The sequence below is a fragment of the Maricaulis sp. D1M11 genome (genome assembly GCF_047308265.1).
GTDB lineage: Bacteria > Pseudomonadota > Alphaproteobacteria > Caulobacterales > Maricaulaceae > Maricaulis.
Genome location: NZ_JBKQWY010000003.1, coordinates 53,054 through 71,517, shown reverse-complemented (window position 1 = coordinate 71,517; position 18,464 = coordinate 53,054). Strand labels below are relative to the sequence as shown.

Below are 18,464 nucleotides of genomic sequence, written 5' to 3'. Positions count from 1 at the left end.
TTTGCAAAAAGGCGCATGGGAGGTCGATATGCGAACCTTGATTTTGGCAACGGGCCTGCTGCTGGCAGCCTGCGCAGAACCCACAATGCAAAACGAAGAACCCACCGTGTTCAAAGCCTATTTCCTGGGCGGGCAATCGAATATGGATGGCTATGGATACATCACCGATCTGACAGCTAGCCAGAGCGCGCCGGTCGACACCGTGTACATCTTCGCAGGGGCCAGTGCCGGTGATGGAGAGACCGGTGCCGGTCGGGGATTGTGGACACCACTCACACCTGGTTTCGGAACCGGCTTTACGTCCAATGGTGTGTCCAATCAGCTGAGCGATCGATTTGGTCCCGAGCTAAGCTTCGGGCACACACTTGGCGCGCAGTCAGACGCACCAATTGCCCTGATCAAATATTCACGCGGTGGCACGTCGCTCGCGGACAATTCCGGTTACGGGGATTGGTATCCCGAAGGCGGCGGCGCAGACGATTTGAATCAATACGATTTTGCGCTTGCCACAATCCGTGCGGCCCTGCTTGACCGGGATATTGATGGCGATGGCCGGGTGGACCGGTTGGAGCCGGCCGGCATTATCTGGATGCAGGGCGAAGCCGATGCCTATGCCAGCCCGCAATCTGCCGCGGCCTATGAGGCTAACCTGGACCGCATGATGGATCTGCTTCGTGCTGCGCTCCACACCGATGACCTGCCTGTCGTAATCGGTCGCATCAGCGATAGCGGGATGGATGAAGATGGGCAGGTCATGACCTATATCGAAACGGTGCTGGCCGCTCAGGAATCATGGGTCGAGGGTGATGATTGCGCCGCCTATGTTCGCGATATTGAAACCTACGCCCATTCCGACGACGCGTGGCATTATCTCAGCGAAGGGTATTGGCGCATGGGCATCGCCTTCGCGGACGCTGTCACACAGCTTGAAACGGAGTGTGGCCGATAACCGCCACGCCCCGCACAGCGGCCTTTCCCAGACAGGTGTCAGATGAGCTCAAATAAAAAAGCGGCCGGGCTGAGCCGACCGCTTTTGACTGTGTACAGTTTTGACTGTGATCAGTTTTGACTGTGATCAGGGGCTGCCGACCTACATCAGCATAGTCATCGGGTCCTCGACGAATGTTTTGAAAGCGGCGAGCCATTTGGCGCCGGTCGCGCCGTCCACCACCCGGTGATCACAGGTCAGTGTCACGGTCATCACATTGGCCACGGCCAGTTCGCCGTTCTTGACGACTGCACGCTGCTCGCCCGCACCGACGGACATGATCATGCCCTGCGGCGGATTGATGATCGAGGCGAAGGATTTCACGCCGAACATGCCCAGATTGGACAGCGAGAATGTCCCGCCCTGGAATTCCTCGGGCGCCAGCTTACGGTCCCGCGCCCGGGCTGCCAGGTCTTTGGTTTCGCGAGAGATATCGACCAGACCCTTGAGGTCGGCATCCTTGACGATGGGCGTGATCAGCCCGCCCTCAATGGCCACAGCCATCGACACATCCGCATGGGAATGCAGCGCAATCCGGCCATCTTCAATCCAGGACGCATTGGCAGCGGGCACTTTTTTGAGCGCCAGACCGGCACACTTGATGAGGATGTCGTTGACCGACACTTTGGCGCCCTCTGCTTCTGCAGCCGCGTTGACGCGTTTGCGGAAGGACAGAAGACCGTCGATCTCGCAATCCACTGTAAGCGGGAAATGCGGAATATCGCGGAAGCTCTCGGTCAGGCGTTTGGCGGAAATCTTGGTAATGTTGTCGGCTTTGACCACCTCATACCGATCGGACGGGATGCCGAACGCCTTGAGCGGCTCATCATGATCCACACCCGGTGCAGCAGCGGCAGCCGCCGGTGCACTCGCCTGCGGTGCCGGAGCAGCCACGGCCTGTTCCACATCACGCTTGACGATCCGGCCATAAGGCCCGGACCCCGTCACATTGGCCAGATCGAGACCCTTGTCGGCGGCAATACGACGCGCCAACGGGCTGGCCTTGATGCGATCCCCCGCAGCCGTTTGTGGCGCTGCAACCGGAGATGCCGGAGCCGGGCTGGCCGGAGCTTCAGTCACGGGGTCCGGCGTGTCTGCAGGCGTTGGCGCGGCCGGGGCAGCGGCGGAACCCGCGTTTTCAAGAGCCGAAGCGTCTTCACCGTCTTCCAGAAGCAAGGCGATAAGGGCGTTGACCTTGACGCCTTCCGCGCCTTCATCCACCAGGATCTTGCCGACCGTGCCCTCGTCCACGGCTTCGACTTCCATCGTCGCCTTGTCCGTTTCGATCTCGGCAATGACCATACCGCTTTCCACGGTATCGCCTTCCTTGACGTGCCATTTGGCCAGTGTCCCCTCCTCCATGGTGGGCGACAGAGCGGGCATCAGGATTTCGATGGGCATGGGTCTAGTCCTCACCTTGGGCCGTTCGGGCCATTTCCGGATTGATCTTTTGAATATTGTCTTCCCAGTTGGCGCCATCGAACTCTTCAAAGCGCAGCTGGAGATTGGCATCCGCATCGAGACAGCGAAGGTTCACGGACCAGCTATCGGGATGGGAGCGAGGGACGTAAAACGCCTTCACCCCGCAAGTCTTGCAAAACAGGTGTTTGGCCGTTTTCGAGCCAAAAGTGTAGGTCGACAGGCTTTCCGCCCCGCGTTCGATCTTGAAATCATCCTTCTCGACAATGAGATGGATAAATCCCGTCTTGGCGCAGATCGAACAATTGCACGACAGCGCCACGACGTGATCGGGCAGGTTGGCGGCAAAGCCCACCTCACCGCAGTGACACTCGCCATGGCGCCAGGATTTTGCGGAAGCCTGCGCCACCATCCTACTCCGCGTAGCAGACAGCTTTCGCCGCTGTCACAATGTCGTCCGTGCCCGGCAGGGACAGCTTTTCCAGATTGCCGGCATAGGGCAGCGGGACGTCTTTTTGATGGACACGCGCCGGCGGGGCATCGAGATAGTCAAACGCATCGGCCGTGACCACAGCGGCGATCTCGGCGCCGACACCCATACGGCCCCAGCCCTCTTCCGCACACACAATACGATTGGTCTTCATGACCGAACGTACAATCGTGTCCGTATCGAGCGGGCGCAGGGTGCGCAGATCGATGACTTCCGCGGAAATGCCCTCGCCAGCCAGGATATCGGCCGCTTCCAGGGCAAATTTCACCATGCGGGAATGGGCGGTGATGGTGACATCCGTGCCTTCGCGACGGATCTTGGCCTTGCCGATCGGCAGGACATAATCGTCCAGATCGGGCACATCAAAGGTCTCGCCATAGATCAGTTCATGCTCGAGGAAGACGACCGGGTTCGGATCGCGGATTGCCGCCTTGAGCAGACCCTTGGCATCGGCCGAGTCATACGGCGCGACCACTTTGAGGCCCGGAACATTGGCATACCATGCGGAATAGTCTTGCGAGTGCTGGGCACCCACACGGCTGGCCGCCGAGTTCGGGCCGCGGAATACGATCGGACATCCCATCTGACCGCCAGACATGTAGAGCGTCTTGGCCGCCGAGTTGATGATATGGTCGATGGCCTGCATGGCGAAGTTGAACGTCATGAATTCAACGATCGGTTTGAGACCATTGAAGGCCGCGCCAACGGCCAGACCGGCAAATCCGTGTTCGGTGATCGGTGTGTCGACAACCCGTTTAGGGCCAAATTCCTGCAGGAGTTCGCGGGTGACCTTGTAAGCCCCCTGATACTCAGCGACCTCCTCACCCATCACAAACACCGTATCATCACGGCGCATTTCCTCGGCCATGGCATCGCGCAGCGCGTCACGAAGCACAGTTGCGGTCATGGACGTGCCAGCCGGAATGTCCGGATCCGTCAGTTCAGCCGTCACCGGTGCAGGCGCGGCCTCAACACTAGCGGCAGGTGCGGCAGGTTCGGCTGTAGGCGCTGAAACGGGTGTTGCAGACGGTGTGGACGCCGCAGCCACACTGGCGTCCTCGCCCTCTTCGGCCAGGATGGCAATGATCTCGTTGACCTTTACGCCCTCTGCCCCTTCCTCGATGAGGAGTTTGGCAACGGTGCCCTCTTCGACGGCCTCGACTTCCATGGTCGCCTTGTCGGTTTCGATCTCGGCGATGACCATGCCGCTTTCAACCGTATCGCCTTCCTTGATCAGCCATTTGGCCAGGGTGCCTTCCTCCATCGTGGGAGAGAGAGCGGGCATCAGGATTTCAATCGACATGGGCTTCAGTCCTGTCCGTTGTCAAAGGCGGCGTGCCGCCGGTGTCAGTCTAGTGGTTTGCCGCTTCGGGTTTATAGCGCAGGGCGTGTTCCCGCATGCGTGTGGCAAATTCGATAAGCGTATTGAGTGGGCGGATCAGAACTTCGATCCGCTCCATATGTCCGGCATCATTGAGGGTGATCTTGTCGATACCGACCAGACCCATGCCATCAACCGTGCCGGTGAATTCCAGAATGATGTCGTTTCCATCCACCCATTCAGTGCGGTAGGAAAAATCATCAATGGTTTCGACCACACCCAGCAGGATGTGAAGCAGGTAGTGCTTGTCATTGCTGGGCTTCCAGACGACAGGCGAATGCAGTTCACAGCCCTCGGCGATGATGCCGTCCAGACGGTCGCGATCACGTTCGAGTACAGCCTGGTGCCAGTTAGCCAGAAAATGTTTGACCTGCGGTGTCATATATCAACTCCCCGTTTTAGCGCGCACATTCTCCCCGTGCGACGCGTCAGCGTCGCAGGAAGACAGGCGTTTGACGAGGAGAGATGACAGGCCGCGCACCGGCTTACACCTCGATCAGCACATCCGTATAGAGCTCGGACGGATCCGGCTCCGGAGAGGTTTTTGCAAAATCCGCACTGTCATTGACGACAGCCTTAACCTCTTTGTCGATCGCCTTGAGTTCGTCCTCGGTCGCATAACCTGCCTCGATAATGCGGGCCTTGATCATGTCGATGGGGTCGTGATGGCTGCGGACTTCGTCCACTTCCTCACGGGTGCGGTATTTGGCCGGATCGGACATGGAGTGACCGCGATAGCGATAGGTCTTCATCTCCAGGATATAGGGGCCCTTGCCTGAGCGCGCGTGCTTGACGGCCTTGTCGGCGGCCTTGCGGACCGCTTCCACGTCCATGCCATCTACTTCCTCACCGGGAATGCCGAACGACACGCCGCGCTTGTAGAGATGAGTTTCGGACGAGGCGCGTTTGACGGCGGTGCCCATGGCGTACTGATTGTTCTCGATCACATAGATGACCGGCAGGTTCCAGAGCTTGGCCATATTGAAGCTCTCATAGACCTGGCCCTGATTGGCCGCGCCATCCCCGAAATAGGTGACGGAGATCTTGCCATTGTCCTTGTACCAGTCGGCAAAACCCAGACCGGTGCCAATGGCAACCTGGGCACCCACGATACCGTGACCGCCATAAAAGTTTTTCTCGCGGGAGAACATGTGCATAGAGCCGCCCTTGCCGCGCGAATAACCCCCTTCGCGCCCCGTCAGCTCAGCCATGACGCCGCGGGCTTCCATGCCACAGGCCAGCATGTGCGCGTGATCGCGATAGCCGGTGATGACCTGGTCACCCTCTTCCATCGCGGCCTGCATGCCCACAACCACGGCTTCCTGGCCAATATAGAGGTGGCAGAAGCCGGCAATGAGGCCCATGCCGTAAAGCTGACCGGCTTTTTCCTCAAACCGGCGCATAAGGATCATGTCGCGATAGTATTGGAGCAATTGCTCCTGTTTCGCCGCTGCGGCAGTGGAGCGTTTCTTCGTGGTCATTCCTTCGCACGCGAAATATGCTTCGCGCTCCCCGTTGAGTGTTTGAAGCCCCATAACAGAGGAATACGCTTCGCCGCAAGACGTAAGCGTCAATTCAATCGCTCAAAACGAGAAATGCCCGAATTCAGTCGAGCGGATCAATGGCCCGGATCAGGCTCGATATCGACAATGATATCACGCGGATGTGCCACATTCAGCAGGTCTCTGGCACGTTCCTCGACATAGTCCAGATCCAGACTGTCCGAACGCAGGCGCGCAGCTGTTGTTTCCAGAGCCTGGCGTTCGGCTCGCGCTTGCGCCAGCTCGATTTCAACGGCGTCAATCTCTGCTTCCACAACGAGCCAGTTCAATACGCCCTGGTCGCCGGTCATCGCGTGATAGCCAAAATAGGCAATCACGACCGTAAGAATAAGAGTTGGTATGAAGCGTCGGATCTGACCCACCGCCGAAACACCCTGTCTGCTCGACCTTCTTGGTCGTTATCAGCGTGTATTCAAGCGGAGTTTGCTGAAGGACGCGTTAATGTACGAGTCCGGAGACAGAAAACAGCGTGCGGGTGTGGCCGCGACGTGTCACGGCTCCATCCGCTCATGTCCGGAAACAGAGAGGGATGTCCAGGCTAGAATGCGATGCCGCTATCGCCCGCATAAATCGCCGTATCGCCCAGTTCTGATTCGATGCGCAGGAGCTGATTATACTTGGCCGTACGATCGGACCGGGCCAAGGAGCCTGTCTTGATCTGACCGCAATTTGTGGCCACGGCGAGATCAGCAATCGTGGAGTCTTCCGTCTCACCGGACCGGTGTGACATCACGGCGCCATAACCCGAACGCAGCGCTGTATCGACGGCGTCGAGCGTTTCGGTCAGCGTGCCGATCTGATTGACCTTGACCAGGATGGCATTGGCAGCCCCCATTTCGATACCGCGGATCAGGCGATCCGGATTGGTTACGAACAGGTCGTCCCCCACCAGCTGGCAGCGATCACCAATCCGGTTTGTCAGGGCCGCCCAGCCCTCCCAGTCATCCTCGGCCATGCCATCCTCGATAGACACGATCGGATATTGCTGCACCAGGCTTTCCAGATACTGGGAGAAGCCCTCAGCATCATAATCGGTGCCCGCGCCGGCAAGCACATAACGGCCATCCTTGTAGAACTCGGTTGATGCGACATCGAGCGCCAGCGTCACATCCTCGCCCGGTGTGTATCCCGCGGCCTCAATGGCGGCCATCACCACGTCGAGGGCCTGTTCCGCGGTCGCGATATTGGGCGCAAAACCGCCCTCATCCCCGACATTCGTGTTGAGGCCATCAGATTTGAGGCGCGATTTCAGGGCATGGAAGATCTCGGCACCACAGCGCAGGGCCTCGGAGAAACTCTCCGCCCCGACCGGCATGATCATGAATTCCTGGAAGTCGATCGGATTGTCCGCATGGGCACCCCCATTGATGATATTCATCATCGGTGTGGGCAGGACACGCGCATTCATGCCGCCAATATAGCGATAAAGCGGCATGCCCTGGCTGATGGCGGCCGCCTTGGCCACGGCAAGCGAGACGCCCAGCATCGCGTTTGCACCCAGTCGACCTTTATTCTCGGTCCCGTCGAGCGCCATCATGGCCGCATCGATACGGCGCTGGTCTTCGGCATCAAATCCGAGCAAGGTTTCGTAGATCTCGCCTTCCACAGCCGACACCGCTTTTTGCACACCCTTGCCCAGATAGCGCTCGCCGCCATCGCGCATCTCCACTGCCTCATGGGCGCCGGTAGATGCGCCTGACGGAACGGCAGCACGGCCCAGAGTGCCATCTTCAAGAAGGACGTCGACTTCAACGGTCGGATTGCCGCGGCTGTCGAGAATTTCCCGGGCGATGAGGTCGGTGATAGCAGTCATGGGCGTGGGCCTTTATTGCAGGTGCGAGCACGAAGTCTGGACGCGTTCTAACCCTGTTTTTTCCTGGCGCAAGCCCATGTCATGCCGGTTAGCGCTATCTACATGCAAACAAAAACAAACGCACCCCGGAGACCGGAGTGCGTCTGTGAAATCAAGCGAAAACGCAAACTGCGTTTTTCGATCAATCGTCTTTCGGGTCGAGGATCTGCTGGCCGCGATACATGCCCGTTTTCAGGTCAATGTGGTGCGGACGGCGCAGTTCGCCCGAATCCTTGTCTTCAACGTAGACCGGATTCGTCAGAGCGTCGTGGCTGCGGCGGAAACCGCGCTTCGACTTCGTGACTTTACTCTTCGGGACGGCCATCTAAGCCTCCATAACCGTATAAAATGCGCAAAGGCGGCTCATTTGCCGCCTACCGGAGCCGCGCCGTATACGCGCTTCGCGAGGGTAAGGCAAGCACCCCATCTGCATTGAGTGACTTTCGCCGTATTTTCGGCTATAGTCGAAACTCGGGTCGCGCCGGGGACCACAAGACCTCATGGCAGACGACACTTCTCGATCTTCACTGGATCGCCGGTGCCACCCCCCTCTCCGTCATTCACGACCTAGCTGGTCACGTTCACCGATGCACCCATGCTCGATGAGATGCGCTGCGGCGTGGGATTGCCGCGCACCCGTATGCTGGCCCCCGTCGACGCGCTGGCTGACACCTCTTCTTCGGCCCACAGAGAGGCTGAGGCCCCCGTGGAGGCGCGTATCTCTGCCGTCTGGCAGATCAGCCCTTCGGCATGGGTCGACGCACCCGTGGAAAAGCCTGCGGTGAGATGATCACACGTTCCGCTTACACGAACAGCTGCGCCGGTGGAGACATTGAGGTCAAAATCCTCGGCTTCGATGCCGTCAACGCGGGCAGACACTCCCCGGCCAAAACTGATGGCGTCGAGATGGGGCACGGTGATGTGGACTTCGACATCAAGATGGCTGGATCGAAACCAGCCAGAGCGACGTGTGGAGATGTCGAGTTCATCGCCGCCAAAATCAAACCGCACCCGGTCGAAATCATCCTCGTCGCCTTCCATGCGTACGGACAGCTCTTCGCCAACCGTCACATAGACCTCTACGCCGCCACCGGCCTCAAGCCGGGAGAAATCTTCTGCGGGCACGGTCTGCCCCTGGGCCAGGGCGGGTGACGCCAAAAGCGCGAGGCCCGTCATGGACGCGGCCAGACAAGTCGCCATACGGATTTTCATGGGTGCACTCCCCTCATCTTGATCCAGGTCACAATAGACCATCTCAACTAGGATGCACCGGGGACGCGAAATGGATGCGTCCCGCCAGAATAAAACTGACGGGACTCGGATCATTTTTCGGACGAAGGCCGATCAGACCATTCGGCTCTGATGCTTGGCCGCCGCGATGAAGCTGGCAAACAGCGGGTGAGGTTCAAAGGGTCGGGATTTGAGTTCCGGGTGGAACTGGACACCGACAAACCAGGGATGATCCTCGATCTCGACGATCTCCGGAAGAATGCCATCCGGTGAAAGACCTGTGAATTTGAGACCCGCGCGTTCGAGGTCCTCGCGATAGGCCACGTTGACCTCGTAACGGTGGCGGTGGCGCTCCTCGATATGGGCCGAGCCATAGATCTCGCGCACACGCGAATTCTCGGTCAACACAGCGGGATACGCGCCCAGACGCATGGTTCCCCCCATATCGCCATCCTTGGCCCGTGTCTCGACTTCATTGCCCCGGGTCCATTCGGTCAGAAGACCGACCACAGATGTGCCCTCATCCGCAAATTCCGTGGACACGGCATCGCCGACACCCGCCAGATTGCGCGCCGCCTCGATGACCGCCATCTGCATGCCGTAACAAATCCCGAAAAACGGAACCTTGCGTTCGCGGGCGAATTTCACGGCCGCGATCTTGCCTTCCGCGCCGCGCTCACCGAACCCGCCGGGCACCAGCACGCCATGCACATCTTCGAGCGGTTCATAGGGATCGTCTTGTTCGAACTGCTCACTGTCGAGCCATTTCAGGCGAACCTTCACACCATTGGCGATGCCGCCATGATTGAGGGCCTCGATCAGCGATTTATAGGCGTCCAGCAGGCCAACATACTTGCCCACGACACCGATCGTCACTTCGCCGTCCGGATTGGCGATCGTGTGCGAAATGCCCTGCCAGCGCGTCAGGTCCGGATCGGGGGCATCGCCCAGCCCGAAACAGCGCAGAACTTCTCGATCCAGCCCCTGGCGGTGATACTCCAGCGGCACATCATACAGGGAGGCGGCATCGCGACCTTCGATGACGGCACTTTCCTTGACGTTGCAGAACTGGGCGATCTTGCGCTTGTCACCAGGCGGAATCGGGATTTCGCAGCGGCACAACAGGATATCCGGCTGAATACCGATGGAGCGCAATTCCTTGACCGAGTGCTGTGTCGGCTTGGTCTTCATCTCGCCCGCCGCTTTGATGAACGGCAGGAGCGTGACGTGAACAAACACCGCATTATCGCGTCCCAGCTCCTGACCGAGCTGGCGGATCGCCTCGAAGAATGGCAGGCCCTCGATATCACCCACAGTTCCGCCGATCTCGCACAACACAAAATCGACATCTCCGGCGTCAGACAGGACGAATTGCTTGATCTGATCGGTGACGTGCGGGATCACCTGGACGGTCGCGCCGAGATAATCACCGCGTCGTTCGCGTTCGATGATGCGAGAATAGATACGACCCGTCGTGATGTTATCGGCCTGGCTGGCCGGAACGCCGGTAAAGCGTTCATAATGGCCTAGGTCCAGATCGGTTTCGGCACCATCATCCGTGACATAGCATTCGCCATGCTGGTACGGGGACATCGTGCCCGGATCGACATTGAGATAAGGGTCAAGCTTGCGCAGGCGGACTTTATAGCCCCGTGCTTGCAGCAAGGCGCCCATGGCGGCGGAGGCGAGGCCTTTTCCCAGTGAGGAGACCACACCGCCCGTGATGAAGATATAACGCGGCATGGGCCGTCTGATTATCCGAGATTCGTGCAGGCCGAAAGAGGCCTGTCAGGGTTTTTGATCAAAAAAATGACGCAGCCAGGGTTGCGTTCAGCCGTCTGTCGAGGCGGGCGTGTCCGACTCAAGCTGTTCCAGCAAGCTTGGAGCGTCCTGTTCGTCCGTGACAACGGATGTATCCGTTGGCGTCACACCGGTCATCACAGCCAGAAGAATGCACAGACCCACAAAAGTGGCTCCCAGGATCATGGTCAAGCGGGACATGGCCGTCGCCGCACCGCGGCTACTCATCAGGCCGCCGCCACCACCGCCACCACCGCCAATGCCCAATGCGCCGCCTTCCGAGCGTTGCATCAGCACGGAACCGGTAAGAGCCAGTGCGACAATACCCTGAATAACCAAGACAACTGTGAGCATGAATTCAATCCGCCGTGGAACAGTGTGGAGACCGTCTGGCCCAAGTCTTCCACATAGGAAGCACCTAACGCCAGTCAAGCCGTTCAACTTACATGGCGGCGCGTTTTATACCAGCCTCGGCAGCATGACCAGATGCCGGTTGCGCTCGGGACTGCAATCTCTTGCGCAAACCCGCCACGGTCCGACCGATTTCATCGCGGGAGTCCTCGACAGAGCGCATGTCGGCAAAGGCTGCATAAGCCCCCATCGACAGTTCCTTGATCAGCTTGGCACCGGCCATCAGCCCCTCACCGGCCCGGCGCAGGGATTTGATTTGATCGAGAAGCACAGCGGTGATTTCCACAGCCTCGGACCGGTTGGCCTTGAACAGATGCGCATGCATCTCGCGCGTCGTCCGATCGATATCATCAAAATCAAGCGCCGGTCTGGGACCATTGGCCTCGTCATGACTAAGAAACAGTTCTGCGGCGATCACATTGCGCATCGCCAGGCGGCGGATACGCTCATTCGTAACCGCTTCGCGGGCCTCTTTCACCCAGCCCGCCCCTTTTGCGAGTGCGCTTTCGTCTCCATCCACCTGGGCCTGGAGCATATTGGGGACTTCCAGCCCCTGGATATCGGATGAGCGATTAGCATCCTTGCGACGATCCGGGCCGACATAATCGGAGGTTACGATGAATTCCTTGCGCTTGCGGACCAGGGACCGCACGCGTTCTTCTGCGAACGTGGTGGAGAAGGGGCGAACGATCAGATCATCCGCGCCACACTCAATCCCTCGCCGAATATGATTGGTGTCCCGGATCCAGGTGGTCAGTAGGATCACCATGAACGGGTTCAACCCCAACTCGCCCCGACGGATCGACCGAACAATCTTGAACACATCCATATCGGTCGCACCGGATTCGGCGACCAGGAGGTCAGGCGTGGCGTCGGACAGAAAGGTTTTGAGATCTGCCAGCGATGTGACGGCTTCGATCTTGCGGAATCCGATTTCGTGAAGCGCATAGCGAGTGGTTCGCTGGTTCAGGTGAACCGGGTCGAACAACAGCACAGACGCCTTGGAATAATCAGATTCAGCCATAAGGGCGATTGCTCCGGCAGAGAACGAACACTCAACTAACCGACGCAACATTCAACAGAATAGGTTTCAATACCTTTACGATCTCGCCCGCAATTGTTTGAAGTCTTGGCGTTTTATGCAGATGCAATGATCGCGTTGAAGCTCTCGGCCTCCAGGCTGGCCCCGCCAACAAGCGCGCCATCGACATCCTCAAGCGCCAGAATCTCTGCTGCATTCTTGGGTTTTACTGAACCACCATACAGGATCTGAACCGCCTCACCGATCGGGAGTGCGGCACGAATCGCTGCGTGCATCTCGGCGATGTCCTCGGCGCGGGCGGTTAGGCCTGTCCCGATCGCCCAGACCGGCTCATACGCAATAATGAAAGGGCCCTCGGCGGGCAAAGACCCTGCCAGCTGAGCCGTCACGATCTCGATATGGCGACCGGCTTCACGATCATCCTGGCTCTCACCCACACAGATCACCGGGACAAGACCGGCGGCCTGCGCCGCTTCAGACTTGGCGCGCACGCCATCATCGGTTTCTCCGTGATCAGCACGACGTTCGGAATGCCCTGTAATCACATATTGCGCGCCTACATCTGCGAGCATGGCTGCGCTGAGATCGCCCGTATGCGCGCCTTTGGGAGCGGCATGGCAGTCTTGCCCCCCGATCTTGATTTCACTTTGCGCAGTCAGCGTCGCGGCTTTGGCAATCAATGTCGCCGGCAGGCAAACGAGCACGTCTACATCCGTGCGACACTCCAGGGCCTGAAAGAAATCCAGATCGGCGCTTGAGCCATTCATCTTCCAGTTTCCGGCAATCAATACCCGTCGAGACATCACACCCCCCTTGGACCATCTCCACACCGGATGGAGGAATAATCACGCTCGGACACCCGCCGCAACGAAGAATGCATGGTAGCGCTCCCAATGGAGCACCCGTTCGATTCTCAGCACATACCGCCCTGCGTCCTTGCAGGCATGGGGGCACGCAGCTAGTTTCCGCGCTGAATAGTTACGGGTCAGGTTTCATGCTCACTCAAGTCCGCTCCTTCTCCAAATCTCCGTTCGCCATTGTGCTGATTGGCCTTCTGGTTGCGAGTTTTGCGCTTTGGGGGGTCAGCGATATCTTCGCAACACGCACACCGGCCGTTGCCCTGGTGGGAACAGAAGATGTCTCCGTGCGCGATCTGAACGAAGCCTATGAAAACGAAGTTCGCCGGCTGATGGCAGAACAACCCGGCTTCACGCGCCGACAGGCTCAGGAAATCGGTCTGGGAGACCAGGTGCTCGATCGTCTGATTGTCCAAGCGGCACTCCAGGCCAAGGCCAATGAGATGGGACTGACCGTCTCCGATGACGAACTCAACGCCGTTATCCGCAGCATGCCGGGCTTTGAGAACCCAGTCACCGGTCGATTTGACGCCGACAGCTATCGTCAAACCCTGGCGGTTTCGCGGATCACGCCGCAACGGTTTGAAGCCGGTCTGCGTGAAGAGCTGACACGCAATCAACTGATCGTCACAATGCTCGGGGGTATCGAGACACCGGCCGTTTTCAACGAAATCAATTACCGGTTCGAAAACGAGCGGCGGGCCCTGCGTGGACTCATTCTGTCCCCGGATGCCGCCGACAGCCTGGCTGACCCGAGCGATGAAGACCTGCAAACGCTGATTGCGAACTCGCCTTTGGCGCGTGATCCGTTCGGTCGTCCGCGCTACACCGCTCCAGAATACCGGGCGTTCACTCTGGTTCGCTTCGATCCTGCCAATTTCGCCCTGGATATCGAGATCGATGAATCCCTACTGCGCGACACCTATGATTATGAAGTCGAAAGCGGAGCCATTGGTACACCGGCCACGCGCAGCTTCGAACAGGTCACAGCGACAGATGAAGCCGAAGCCCGTGCCTTGGCCGCCCGAGCTGACGCCGGTGAGACCCTGACCGACCTGGCAGCGGAGGCTTCACTCGGCTTGCCACTGGAGCAATCCGAAGTCCAAGCCTACCAGATCCCTGATGAGGTCATTGCGGAGGCCGTCTTTGCAGCGCCTGCCGACGAGATTTTGGTCGTCGAAGGGAGTTTCGGAGGCTGGCAGGTCATCCGTATCACGGCCGCTGTAGAGCCCAGCACGCCGAGCTTCGAGGAGCGGGAAGACGAGCTACGGACCCAACTGGCGGAACAGGATGCGCAAAATGCCATGTACTCCGCTTGGTCAGAGTATGAAAATGCCCGGGCCCAAGGCATGAGCCTGGAAGAAGCCGCTTTTGAGGCGGGCATGTTTGTCGAGGTCTTCCCACCAGTCGATCCTCTGGGCGTGGATCAGAATGATCAGTGGACAGCCCACTACAACCGGTTGGGCCAACCCGAGGGCCTGCCGCAGGAAGTGCTGAGCACGCTGTTTGAACAGATCCCCGGCTTTGCAACCGAGAGCCTGGAATACGGCAATGGATCCTTCTTCGCACTGCGTGTTGACGAGGTCATCGCGTCCCGTCCACGCGAGCTGGACGAGGTCCGCGAGGTCGCAGAAGATGAGTGGCGCCGCGAGCAGGTGAATACGCTTTTGACCCAACGGCTCGCTGATGCGCGCGCCCGTGTCGAAGCTGGAGAAGATCTTGAGCTCGTGGCCGCGAGTAGTGGTGGCCGTGTCGAGCTGGCCTTCCTCACCCGTACCGAGACAGCCGGTCTGTTTGGCCGTCAAGCCGTGCAAACGGGTTTCGGCCTCGCACCAGGAGAGTGGACGGAAACACAGGCCGATGACGGGGTGTCTCAGATTCTTCTGACCGTGGATGAGATCATCGTCGTAGATCCAACGGCCCAGCCCGTCGACCAACGCGTCGCCATGGCCCAAACCCTCGAGCAAATGCTGATCAATGATCTGGCCGAACAGCTTCAATCCGCCCTGCTGGAGGAGTATGGCCCGATCAATATTGATGCGGAACTGCGCGCCACCGCTCTGGGTGAAGCTCAACCGAGCCTTCAGTGATGAAGGTTTCGCCAAGCTTTGAGGACGCCCGCACCCAGCTGAACGCGGGTGAAACGGTTATACTGACGGCCGTTCGTGCGGACGATCTTCTCACCCCGGTCGCAGCCTATCTCAAACTGGGTGGGCTAGATTCCCATACTTTCCTCCTGGAATCCGTAGAAGGTGGAGCCTGGCGCGGACGTTATTCGGCCGTGGGGCTTGATCCCGATCTGATCTGGCAATGCCGCGACGGCGAAGTTCGTGAAGCGCGCGGACCGGACGCCGTCGCCCAACGGACCTTCACGCCTGTGTCCACCGACCCGATGCAGGCCTTGCGCGACGTCATCGCGGATGCCCGCTGCCCTCTTCCCGAAGGCGCACCCTCTATCGCGTCTGGCCTGTTTGGATATCTGGGCTATGACATGGTGCGTTACCTCGAACGCCTGCCGGACGGGGCTGCAGCAGACCCTCAGGATGTTCCCGAAGCCTATCTCATGCGTCCTCGCACGATGGTGGTGTTCGATGCCCTGAAACAGGAGATCCAGATCTTCGCACCGGTCCGCCCGGGGGGTGAGGATACGGAAACCGCCTACAAGGCGGCCGTGGCCCGTATCGAAGCGGCGCTGGCGGCGCTGGACGGCGAACTGGCCGATATCGGCCCGGCCAATGGCGGGCTGGGTGAGATTCGTTCCAATCGTACGCCGGAAAACTATGGCGAGGCGGTGAATGCGGCCCGCGATTACATCCGGGCGGGCGATGCTTTCCAAGTCGTGCCCAGCCAGCGATTTACGGCCGATTATCCGGCAGATCCCTTTCATCTCTATCGCACCCTGCGCCGGTTAAACCCCTCGCCTTTCCTGTTTTTCTTCCGTCTCGACGGGTTTGCCATTGCAGGATCCAGCCCGGAAATCCTGGTCAGGCTTCGCGATGATGTGGTGACAGTTCGCCCCATCGCCGGCACGCGCAAGCGCGGCGCAACACCCGCCGAGGATGATGCCCTTGAAGCCGATCTTCTGGCCGATCCCAAGGAGCGCTCCGAACACCTCATGCTGCTCGATCTGGGCCGCAATGATGTGGGTCGTGTTGCGGCACCGGGCTCCGTTCGCATTACGCAGCGCGAGATCGTCGAGCGCTACAGCCATGTGATGCATATCGTGTCCAATGTCGAAGGCGATCTGGCCGAGGACGAGGATGCGGTCTCTGCCCTGTTTGCCGGTTTCCCGGCCGGTACAGTCTCCGGCGCACCCAAAGTACGCGCGATGGAGATTATTGACGAGCTGGAACCGCATCGTCGCGGCATCTATGCGGGGTGTGTGGGCTATTTCTCTGCCGATGGCGGTATGGACACCTGTATCGCGTTGCGCACTGCGGTGATCAAGGACGGAAAAATGAACGTCCAGGCCGGCGCCGGCGTGGTGCTCGATAGCGATCCAGTCGCGGAACACGATGAATGCGTCAACAAGGCCGCAGCCCTCTTTCGTGCCGCCGATGTCTCGCTGGGTGGTGAGCGCTAGGGCGGTTTACTCGGCCAGGGCCGCGTTCAGCCAGCTCGGCTCAGGGTCGGGCGTATCCACAGCTGTGCGGGCCGTCACAAACTCGAAACCGCGTTCACGGGCCTCGTCGATCCAGGTTTCGAGTACGTCCAACGTCACCGTGTGTGGATGGCCGATCATGACCGCCAGCCCGTCACGACGCGCCAGAGCTTCGGCATCATCCAGTCGCTCGCGAATAGCCGTTTCCGTCTGGACATTATCTAGGAAGACATGGCGGCGCAGCACAGGCAGGCCCAGCCCGTCGGCCACGGCACCGGCCCGACTGTCGGCAATCGTCACGCTGTCGAGAAAATACATGTCATGATTGACCAGAGGCAGTAATGCCCGGCGCAGCGCACCGGCATCGCGTGTGAACCGGCTGCCCATATGATTATTGAGACCGGACGCCCCGGGCACACGCTGGATGGCCCATTGCACCCGCGCCGATAACTCCTCTGCACTGAGTCCGAGGCGCAGCGCGTGAGGACCGGGATCTTCCAGACCCAAAGGCTCCATCGGCATGTGGATGATGACATCCTGACCCGCCTCACGTGCCATCTCGGCGATCTCCGGTGCTGCGGTCGCATAGGGTAGAACAGCCAAGGTCACCGGCGCATCCAGCGCGATTGCGCGCTCGGCGCGGGTCCGATCCAGCCCGATATCGTCCAGCACAATGACCAGGCGCGGTGCGCCAGAGGATGTGGCTGTGAAGGCTTGGTTCGATGAGCCGGAGACGAGCTGAGCTTCGCGCTCGGCACGCCCATCCCCTGCCCGGGCGGTAATGGCCCGACTTTCGGGCGCGGGCCCAATATCTTCCACATACGCCAAACCGGACACGCTTTCGCGTTGCGAAACCGCCCGATCGACCAGACCTTGTGCGCGTGCAAGATCAAGATCCGATACGTGGTCGGCACTTGCCGGTTCCGACATGTTCGCTGTCAGAATCATGTTCGATGGGTCCTGAGGTGGTCCGGACACGTCATGGCTCGACGCAGCGTTTGACGGTTCAGCAGAGGCCGACATCATGATCGCTCCGACCATAAACACTAGCGCTCCGGCCGCTCCAGACAGGGCCGTGACGACCGGATGCGGTCCGCGAATCAGCGAAGGTCGATCAGTGTTCATGCTCACAGGAGGCTCTGAAAGGGTTAACACGCGTTAAACCCTGATTCCGCCTGCGCGAACCGCATTGGCTCCGGCCTATCAACAGTCTATTTTCCCGCCATACGGAGGAGCTCATGCTGCTGATCATCGATAACTACGACAGTTTCACCTTCAATCTCGTGCATTACGTCCAGGAGTTGGGCGCCGATACACGTGTGGTGCGCAATGATGCGCTGACTGTCGACGAGGTCTGGCGAATGAACCCTTCCGGCATTCTGCTGTCCCCCGGACCGTGTGACCCGGATCGCGCCGGCATCTGTCTGGACCTTCTCCGATCTGCGCCCGAGGACATGCCCATTCTGGGTGTGTGTCTGGGACATCAGTCCATTGGTCAGGTGTTCGGCGGAACCGTGATCCAGGCCAAGGACATCATGCACGGCAAAACCAGCCCGATTGAGCACACCGGAACGGGCGTGTTTTCCGGCCTGCCCTCGCCGTTTACAGCGACGCGCTATCACAGCCTGTCGGTTCGTCGGGAGGATTTGCCCGAAGACCTCACGGTGACCGCCTGGACAGAGGATGGCGAGATCATGGGCCTGTCCCATGCCCATCGCCCCATTCACGGCGTTCAATTCCACCCCGAATCGATCGCGTCTGAACATGGTCATGCCCTGCTGGCGAATTTCCTCGCCCTTACGGGTCTCGACACGCAAGCGGCCGCCTGAGC

General features: G+C 59.4%; 18 protein-coding genes. 4 read left to right on the top strand and 14 right to left on the bottom strand.

All coding sequences use genetic code 11. The annotated features are described in order from the left end of the window. Positions 1-28 precede the first annotated feature (28 nt). Positions 29-949 (top strand): sialate O-acetylesterase, encoded by a 921-nt coding sequence (locus tag RMQ97_RS06700; protein WP_413660084.1) that lies wholly within the window; start codon positions 29-31, stop codon positions 947-949. Positions 950-1,090: 141 nt separating this feature from the next. Here RMQ97_RS06700 and RMQ97_RS06695 read toward each other — a convergent pair whose 3' ends face one another. The 13 genes from RMQ97_RS06695 to tpiA all read right to left on the bottom strand — a co-directional run bounded on the left by RMQ97_RS06695 (position 1,091) and on the right by tpiA (position 12,978). After that, complete coding sequence (locus tag RMQ97_RS06695) at positions 1,091-2,389, bottom strand: pyruvate dehydrogenase complex dihydrolipoamide acetyltransferase (protein ID WP_413660083.1); 1,299 nt, start codon at positions 2,387-2,389, stop codon at positions 1,091-1,093. 4 nt (positions 2,390-2,393) lie between these two features. After that, entirely contained in the window at positions 2,394-2,819 is a 426-nt protein-coding gene (locus RMQ97_RS06690) for a GFA family protein (RefSeq protein WP_413660082.1), read from the bottom strand. 1 nt (position 2,820) lies between these two features. Further along, on the bottom strand, positions 2,821-4,200 hold the full coding sequence (locus RMQ97_RS06685) for a pyruvate dehydrogenase complex E1 component subunit beta (protein WP_413660081.1): 1,380 nt from the start codon (positions 4,198-4,200) through the stop codon (positions 2,821-2,823). 49 nt (positions 4,201-4,249) lie between these two features. Further along, complete coding sequence (locus tag RMQ97_RS06680) at positions 4,250-4,660, bottom strand: nuclear transport factor 2 family protein (protein WP_413660080.1); 411 nt, start codon at positions 4,658-4,660, stop codon at positions 4,250-4,252. 103 nt (positions 4,661-4,763) lie between these two features. After that, positions 4,764-5,759 carry a pyruvate dehydrogenase (acetyl-transferring) E1 component subunit alpha gene (gene pdhA / locus RMQ97_RS06675; RefSeq protein ID WP_413660079.1) on the bottom strand — a complete coding sequence of 332 codons (996 nt, stop codon included), beginning with the start codon at positions 5,757-5,759 and terminating at the stop codon, positions 4,764-4,766. A 137-nt stretch (positions 5,760-5,896) separates the two neighbouring features. After that, on the bottom strand, positions 5,897-6,202 hold the full coding sequence (locus RMQ97_RS06670) for an FtsB family cell division protein (protein WP_413660078.1): 306 nt from the start codon (positions 6,200-6,202) through the stop codon (positions 5,897-5,899). Positions 6,203-6,378: 176 nt separating this feature from the next. Continuing rightward, positions 6,379-7,653, bottom strand: coding sequence for a phosphopyruvate hydratase (gene eno, locus RMQ97_RS06665; protein WP_413660077.1), 1,275 nt, complete (start codon positions 7,651-7,653; stop codon positions 6,379-6,381). 181 nt (positions 7,654-7,834) lie between these two features. Continuing rightward, positions 7,835-8,017: a 50S ribosomal protein L32 gene (gene rpmF, locus RMQ97_RS06660; protein WP_413660076.1), complete on the bottom strand. Its 183-nt coding sequence runs from the start codon at positions 8,015-8,017 to the stop codon at positions 7,835-7,837. A 242-nt stretch (positions 8,018-8,259) separates the two neighbouring features. Continuing rightward, positions 8,260-8,904, bottom strand: coding sequence for a head GIN domain-containing protein (locus RMQ97_RS06655; protein ID WP_413660075.1), 645 nt, complete (start codon positions 8,902-8,904; stop codon positions 8,260-8,262). 132 nt (positions 8,905-9,036) lie between these two features. Then, complete coding sequence (locus RMQ97_RS06650; RefSeq protein WP_413660074.1) at positions 9,037-10,665, bottom strand: CTP synthase; 1,629 nt, start codon at positions 10,663-10,665, stop codon at positions 9,037-9,039. Positions 10,666-10,752: 87 nt separating this feature from the next. Next, the gene (secG, locus tag RMQ97_RS06645) at positions 10,753-11,076 is read right to left on the bottom strand and encodes a preprotein translocase subunit SecG (protein WP_413660073.1); all 324 of its coding nucleotides are present in this window, start codon (positions 11,074-11,076) and stop codon (positions 10,753-10,755) included. 88 nt (positions 11,077-11,164) lie between these two features. Continuing rightward, entirely contained in the window at positions 11,165-12,157 is a 993-nt protein-coding gene (locus RMQ97_RS06640; RefSeq protein ID WP_413660072.1) for a two-component system response regulator, read from the bottom strand. A gap of 113 nt (positions 12,158-12,270) precedes the next feature. Further along, complete coding sequence (gene tpiA, locus RMQ97_RS06635) at positions 12,271-12,978, bottom strand: triose-phosphate isomerase (RefSeq protein ID WP_413660071.1); 708 nt, start codon at positions 12,976-12,978, stop codon at positions 12,271-12,273. A 191-nt stretch (positions 12,979-13,169) separates the two neighbouring features. Here tpiA and RMQ97_RS06630 point away from each other — a divergent pair, with 191 nt between their 5' ends. Then, positions 13,170-15,122, top strand: coding sequence for a SurA N-terminal domain-containing protein (locus tag RMQ97_RS06630; RefSeq protein ID WP_413660070.1), 1,953 nt, complete (start codon positions 13,170-13,172; stop codon positions 15,120-15,122). Continuing rightward, the gene (gene trpE, locus RMQ97_RS06625) at positions 15,122-16,615 is read left to right on the top strand and encodes an anthranilate synthase component I (RefSeq protein WP_413660069.1); all 1,494 of its coding nucleotides are present in this window, start codon (positions 15,122-15,124) and stop codon (positions 16,613-16,615) included. The genes RMQ97_RS06630 and trpE overlap by 1 nt, the downstream gene beginning before the upstream one ends. Positions 16,616-16,621: 6 nt before the next feature. Here trpE and RMQ97_RS06620 read toward each other — a convergent pair whose 3' ends face one another. After that, entirely contained in the window at positions 16,622-17,758 is a 1,137-nt protein-coding gene (locus RMQ97_RS06620; protein WP_413660068.1) for a divergent polysaccharide deacetylase family protein, read from the bottom strand. Positions 17,759-17,871: 113 nt separating this feature from the next. Between RMQ97_RS06620 and RMQ97_RS06615 the strand changes: the two genes are divergently transcribed. Further along, the gene (locus RMQ97_RS06615) at positions 17,872-18,462 is read left to right on the top strand and encodes an anthranilate synthase component II (protein WP_413660067.1); all 591 of its coding nucleotides are present in this window, start codon (positions 17,872-17,874) and stop codon (positions 18,460-18,462) included. The last annotated feature ends 2 nt before the right edge of the window (positions 18,463-18,464 follow it).

Bases quoted from the DNA above. Each gene is read 5' to 3' on its own strand.
- RMQ97_RS06700 (WP_413660084.1), top strand. From the start codon at position 29: ATGCGAACCTTGATTTTGGCAACGGGCCTGCTGCTGGCAGCCTGCGCA.
- RMQ97_RS06695 (WP_413660083.1), bottom strand. From the start codon at position 2,389: ATGCCCATCGAAATCCTGATGCCCGCTCTGTCGCCCACCATGGAGGAG.
- RMQ97_RS06690 (WP_413660082.1), bottom strand. From the start codon at position 2,819: ATGGTGGCGCAGGCTTCCGCAAAATCCTGGCGCCATGGCGAGTGTCAC.
- RMQ97_RS06685 (WP_413660081.1), bottom strand. From the start codon at position 4,200: ATGTCGATTGAAATCCTGATGCCCGCTCTCTCTCCCACGATGGAGGAA.
- RMQ97_RS06680 (WP_413660080.1), bottom strand. From the start codon at position 4,660: ATGACACCGCAGGTCAAACATTTTCTGGCTAACTGGCACCAGGCTGTA.
- pdhA (WP_413660079.1), bottom strand. From the start codon at position 5,759: ATGACCACGAAGAAACGCTCCACTGCCGCAGCGGCGAAACAGGAGCAA.
- eno (WP_413660077.1), bottom strand. From the start codon at position 7,653: ATGACTGCTATCACCGACCTCATCGCCCGGGAAATTCTCGACAGCCGC.
- rpmF (WP_413660076.1), bottom strand. From the start codon at position 8,017: ATGGCCGTCCCGAAGAGTAAAGTCACGAAGTCGAAGCGCGGTTTCCGC.
- RMQ97_RS06655 (WP_413660075.1), bottom strand. From the start codon at position 8,904: ATGAAAATCCGTATGGCGACTTGTCTGGCCGCGTCCATGACGGGCCTC.
- RMQ97_RS06650 (WP_413660074.1), bottom strand. From the start codon at position 10,665: ATGCCGCGTTATATCTTCATCACGGGCGGTGTGGTCTCCTCACTGGGA.
- secG (WP_413660073.1), bottom strand. From the start codon at position 11,076: ATGCTCACAGTTGTCTTGGTTATTCAGGGTATTGTCGCACTGGCTCTT.
- RMQ97_RS06640 (WP_413660072.1), bottom strand. From the start codon at position 12,157: ATGGCTGAATCTGATTATTCCAAGGCGTCTGTGCTGTTGTTCGACCCG.
- tpiA (WP_413660071.1), bottom strand. From the start codon at position 12,978: ATGTCTCGACGGGTATTGATTGCCGGAAACTGGAAGATGAATGGCTCA.
- RMQ97_RS06630 (WP_413660070.1), top strand. From the start codon at position 13,170: ATGCTCACTCAAGTCCGCTCCTTCTCCAAATCTCCGTTCGCCATTGTG.
- trpE (WP_413660069.1), top strand. From the start codon at position 15,122: ATGAAGGTTTCGCCAAGCTTTGAGGACGCCCGCACCCAGCTGAACGCG.
- RMQ97_RS06620 (WP_413660068.1), bottom strand. From the start codon at position 17,758: ATGAACACTGATCGACCTTCGCTGATTCGCGGACCGCATCCGGTCGTC.
- RMQ97_RS06615 (WP_413660067.1), top strand. From the start codon at position 17,872: ATGCTGCTGATCATCGATAACTACGACAGTTTCACCTTCAATCTCGTG.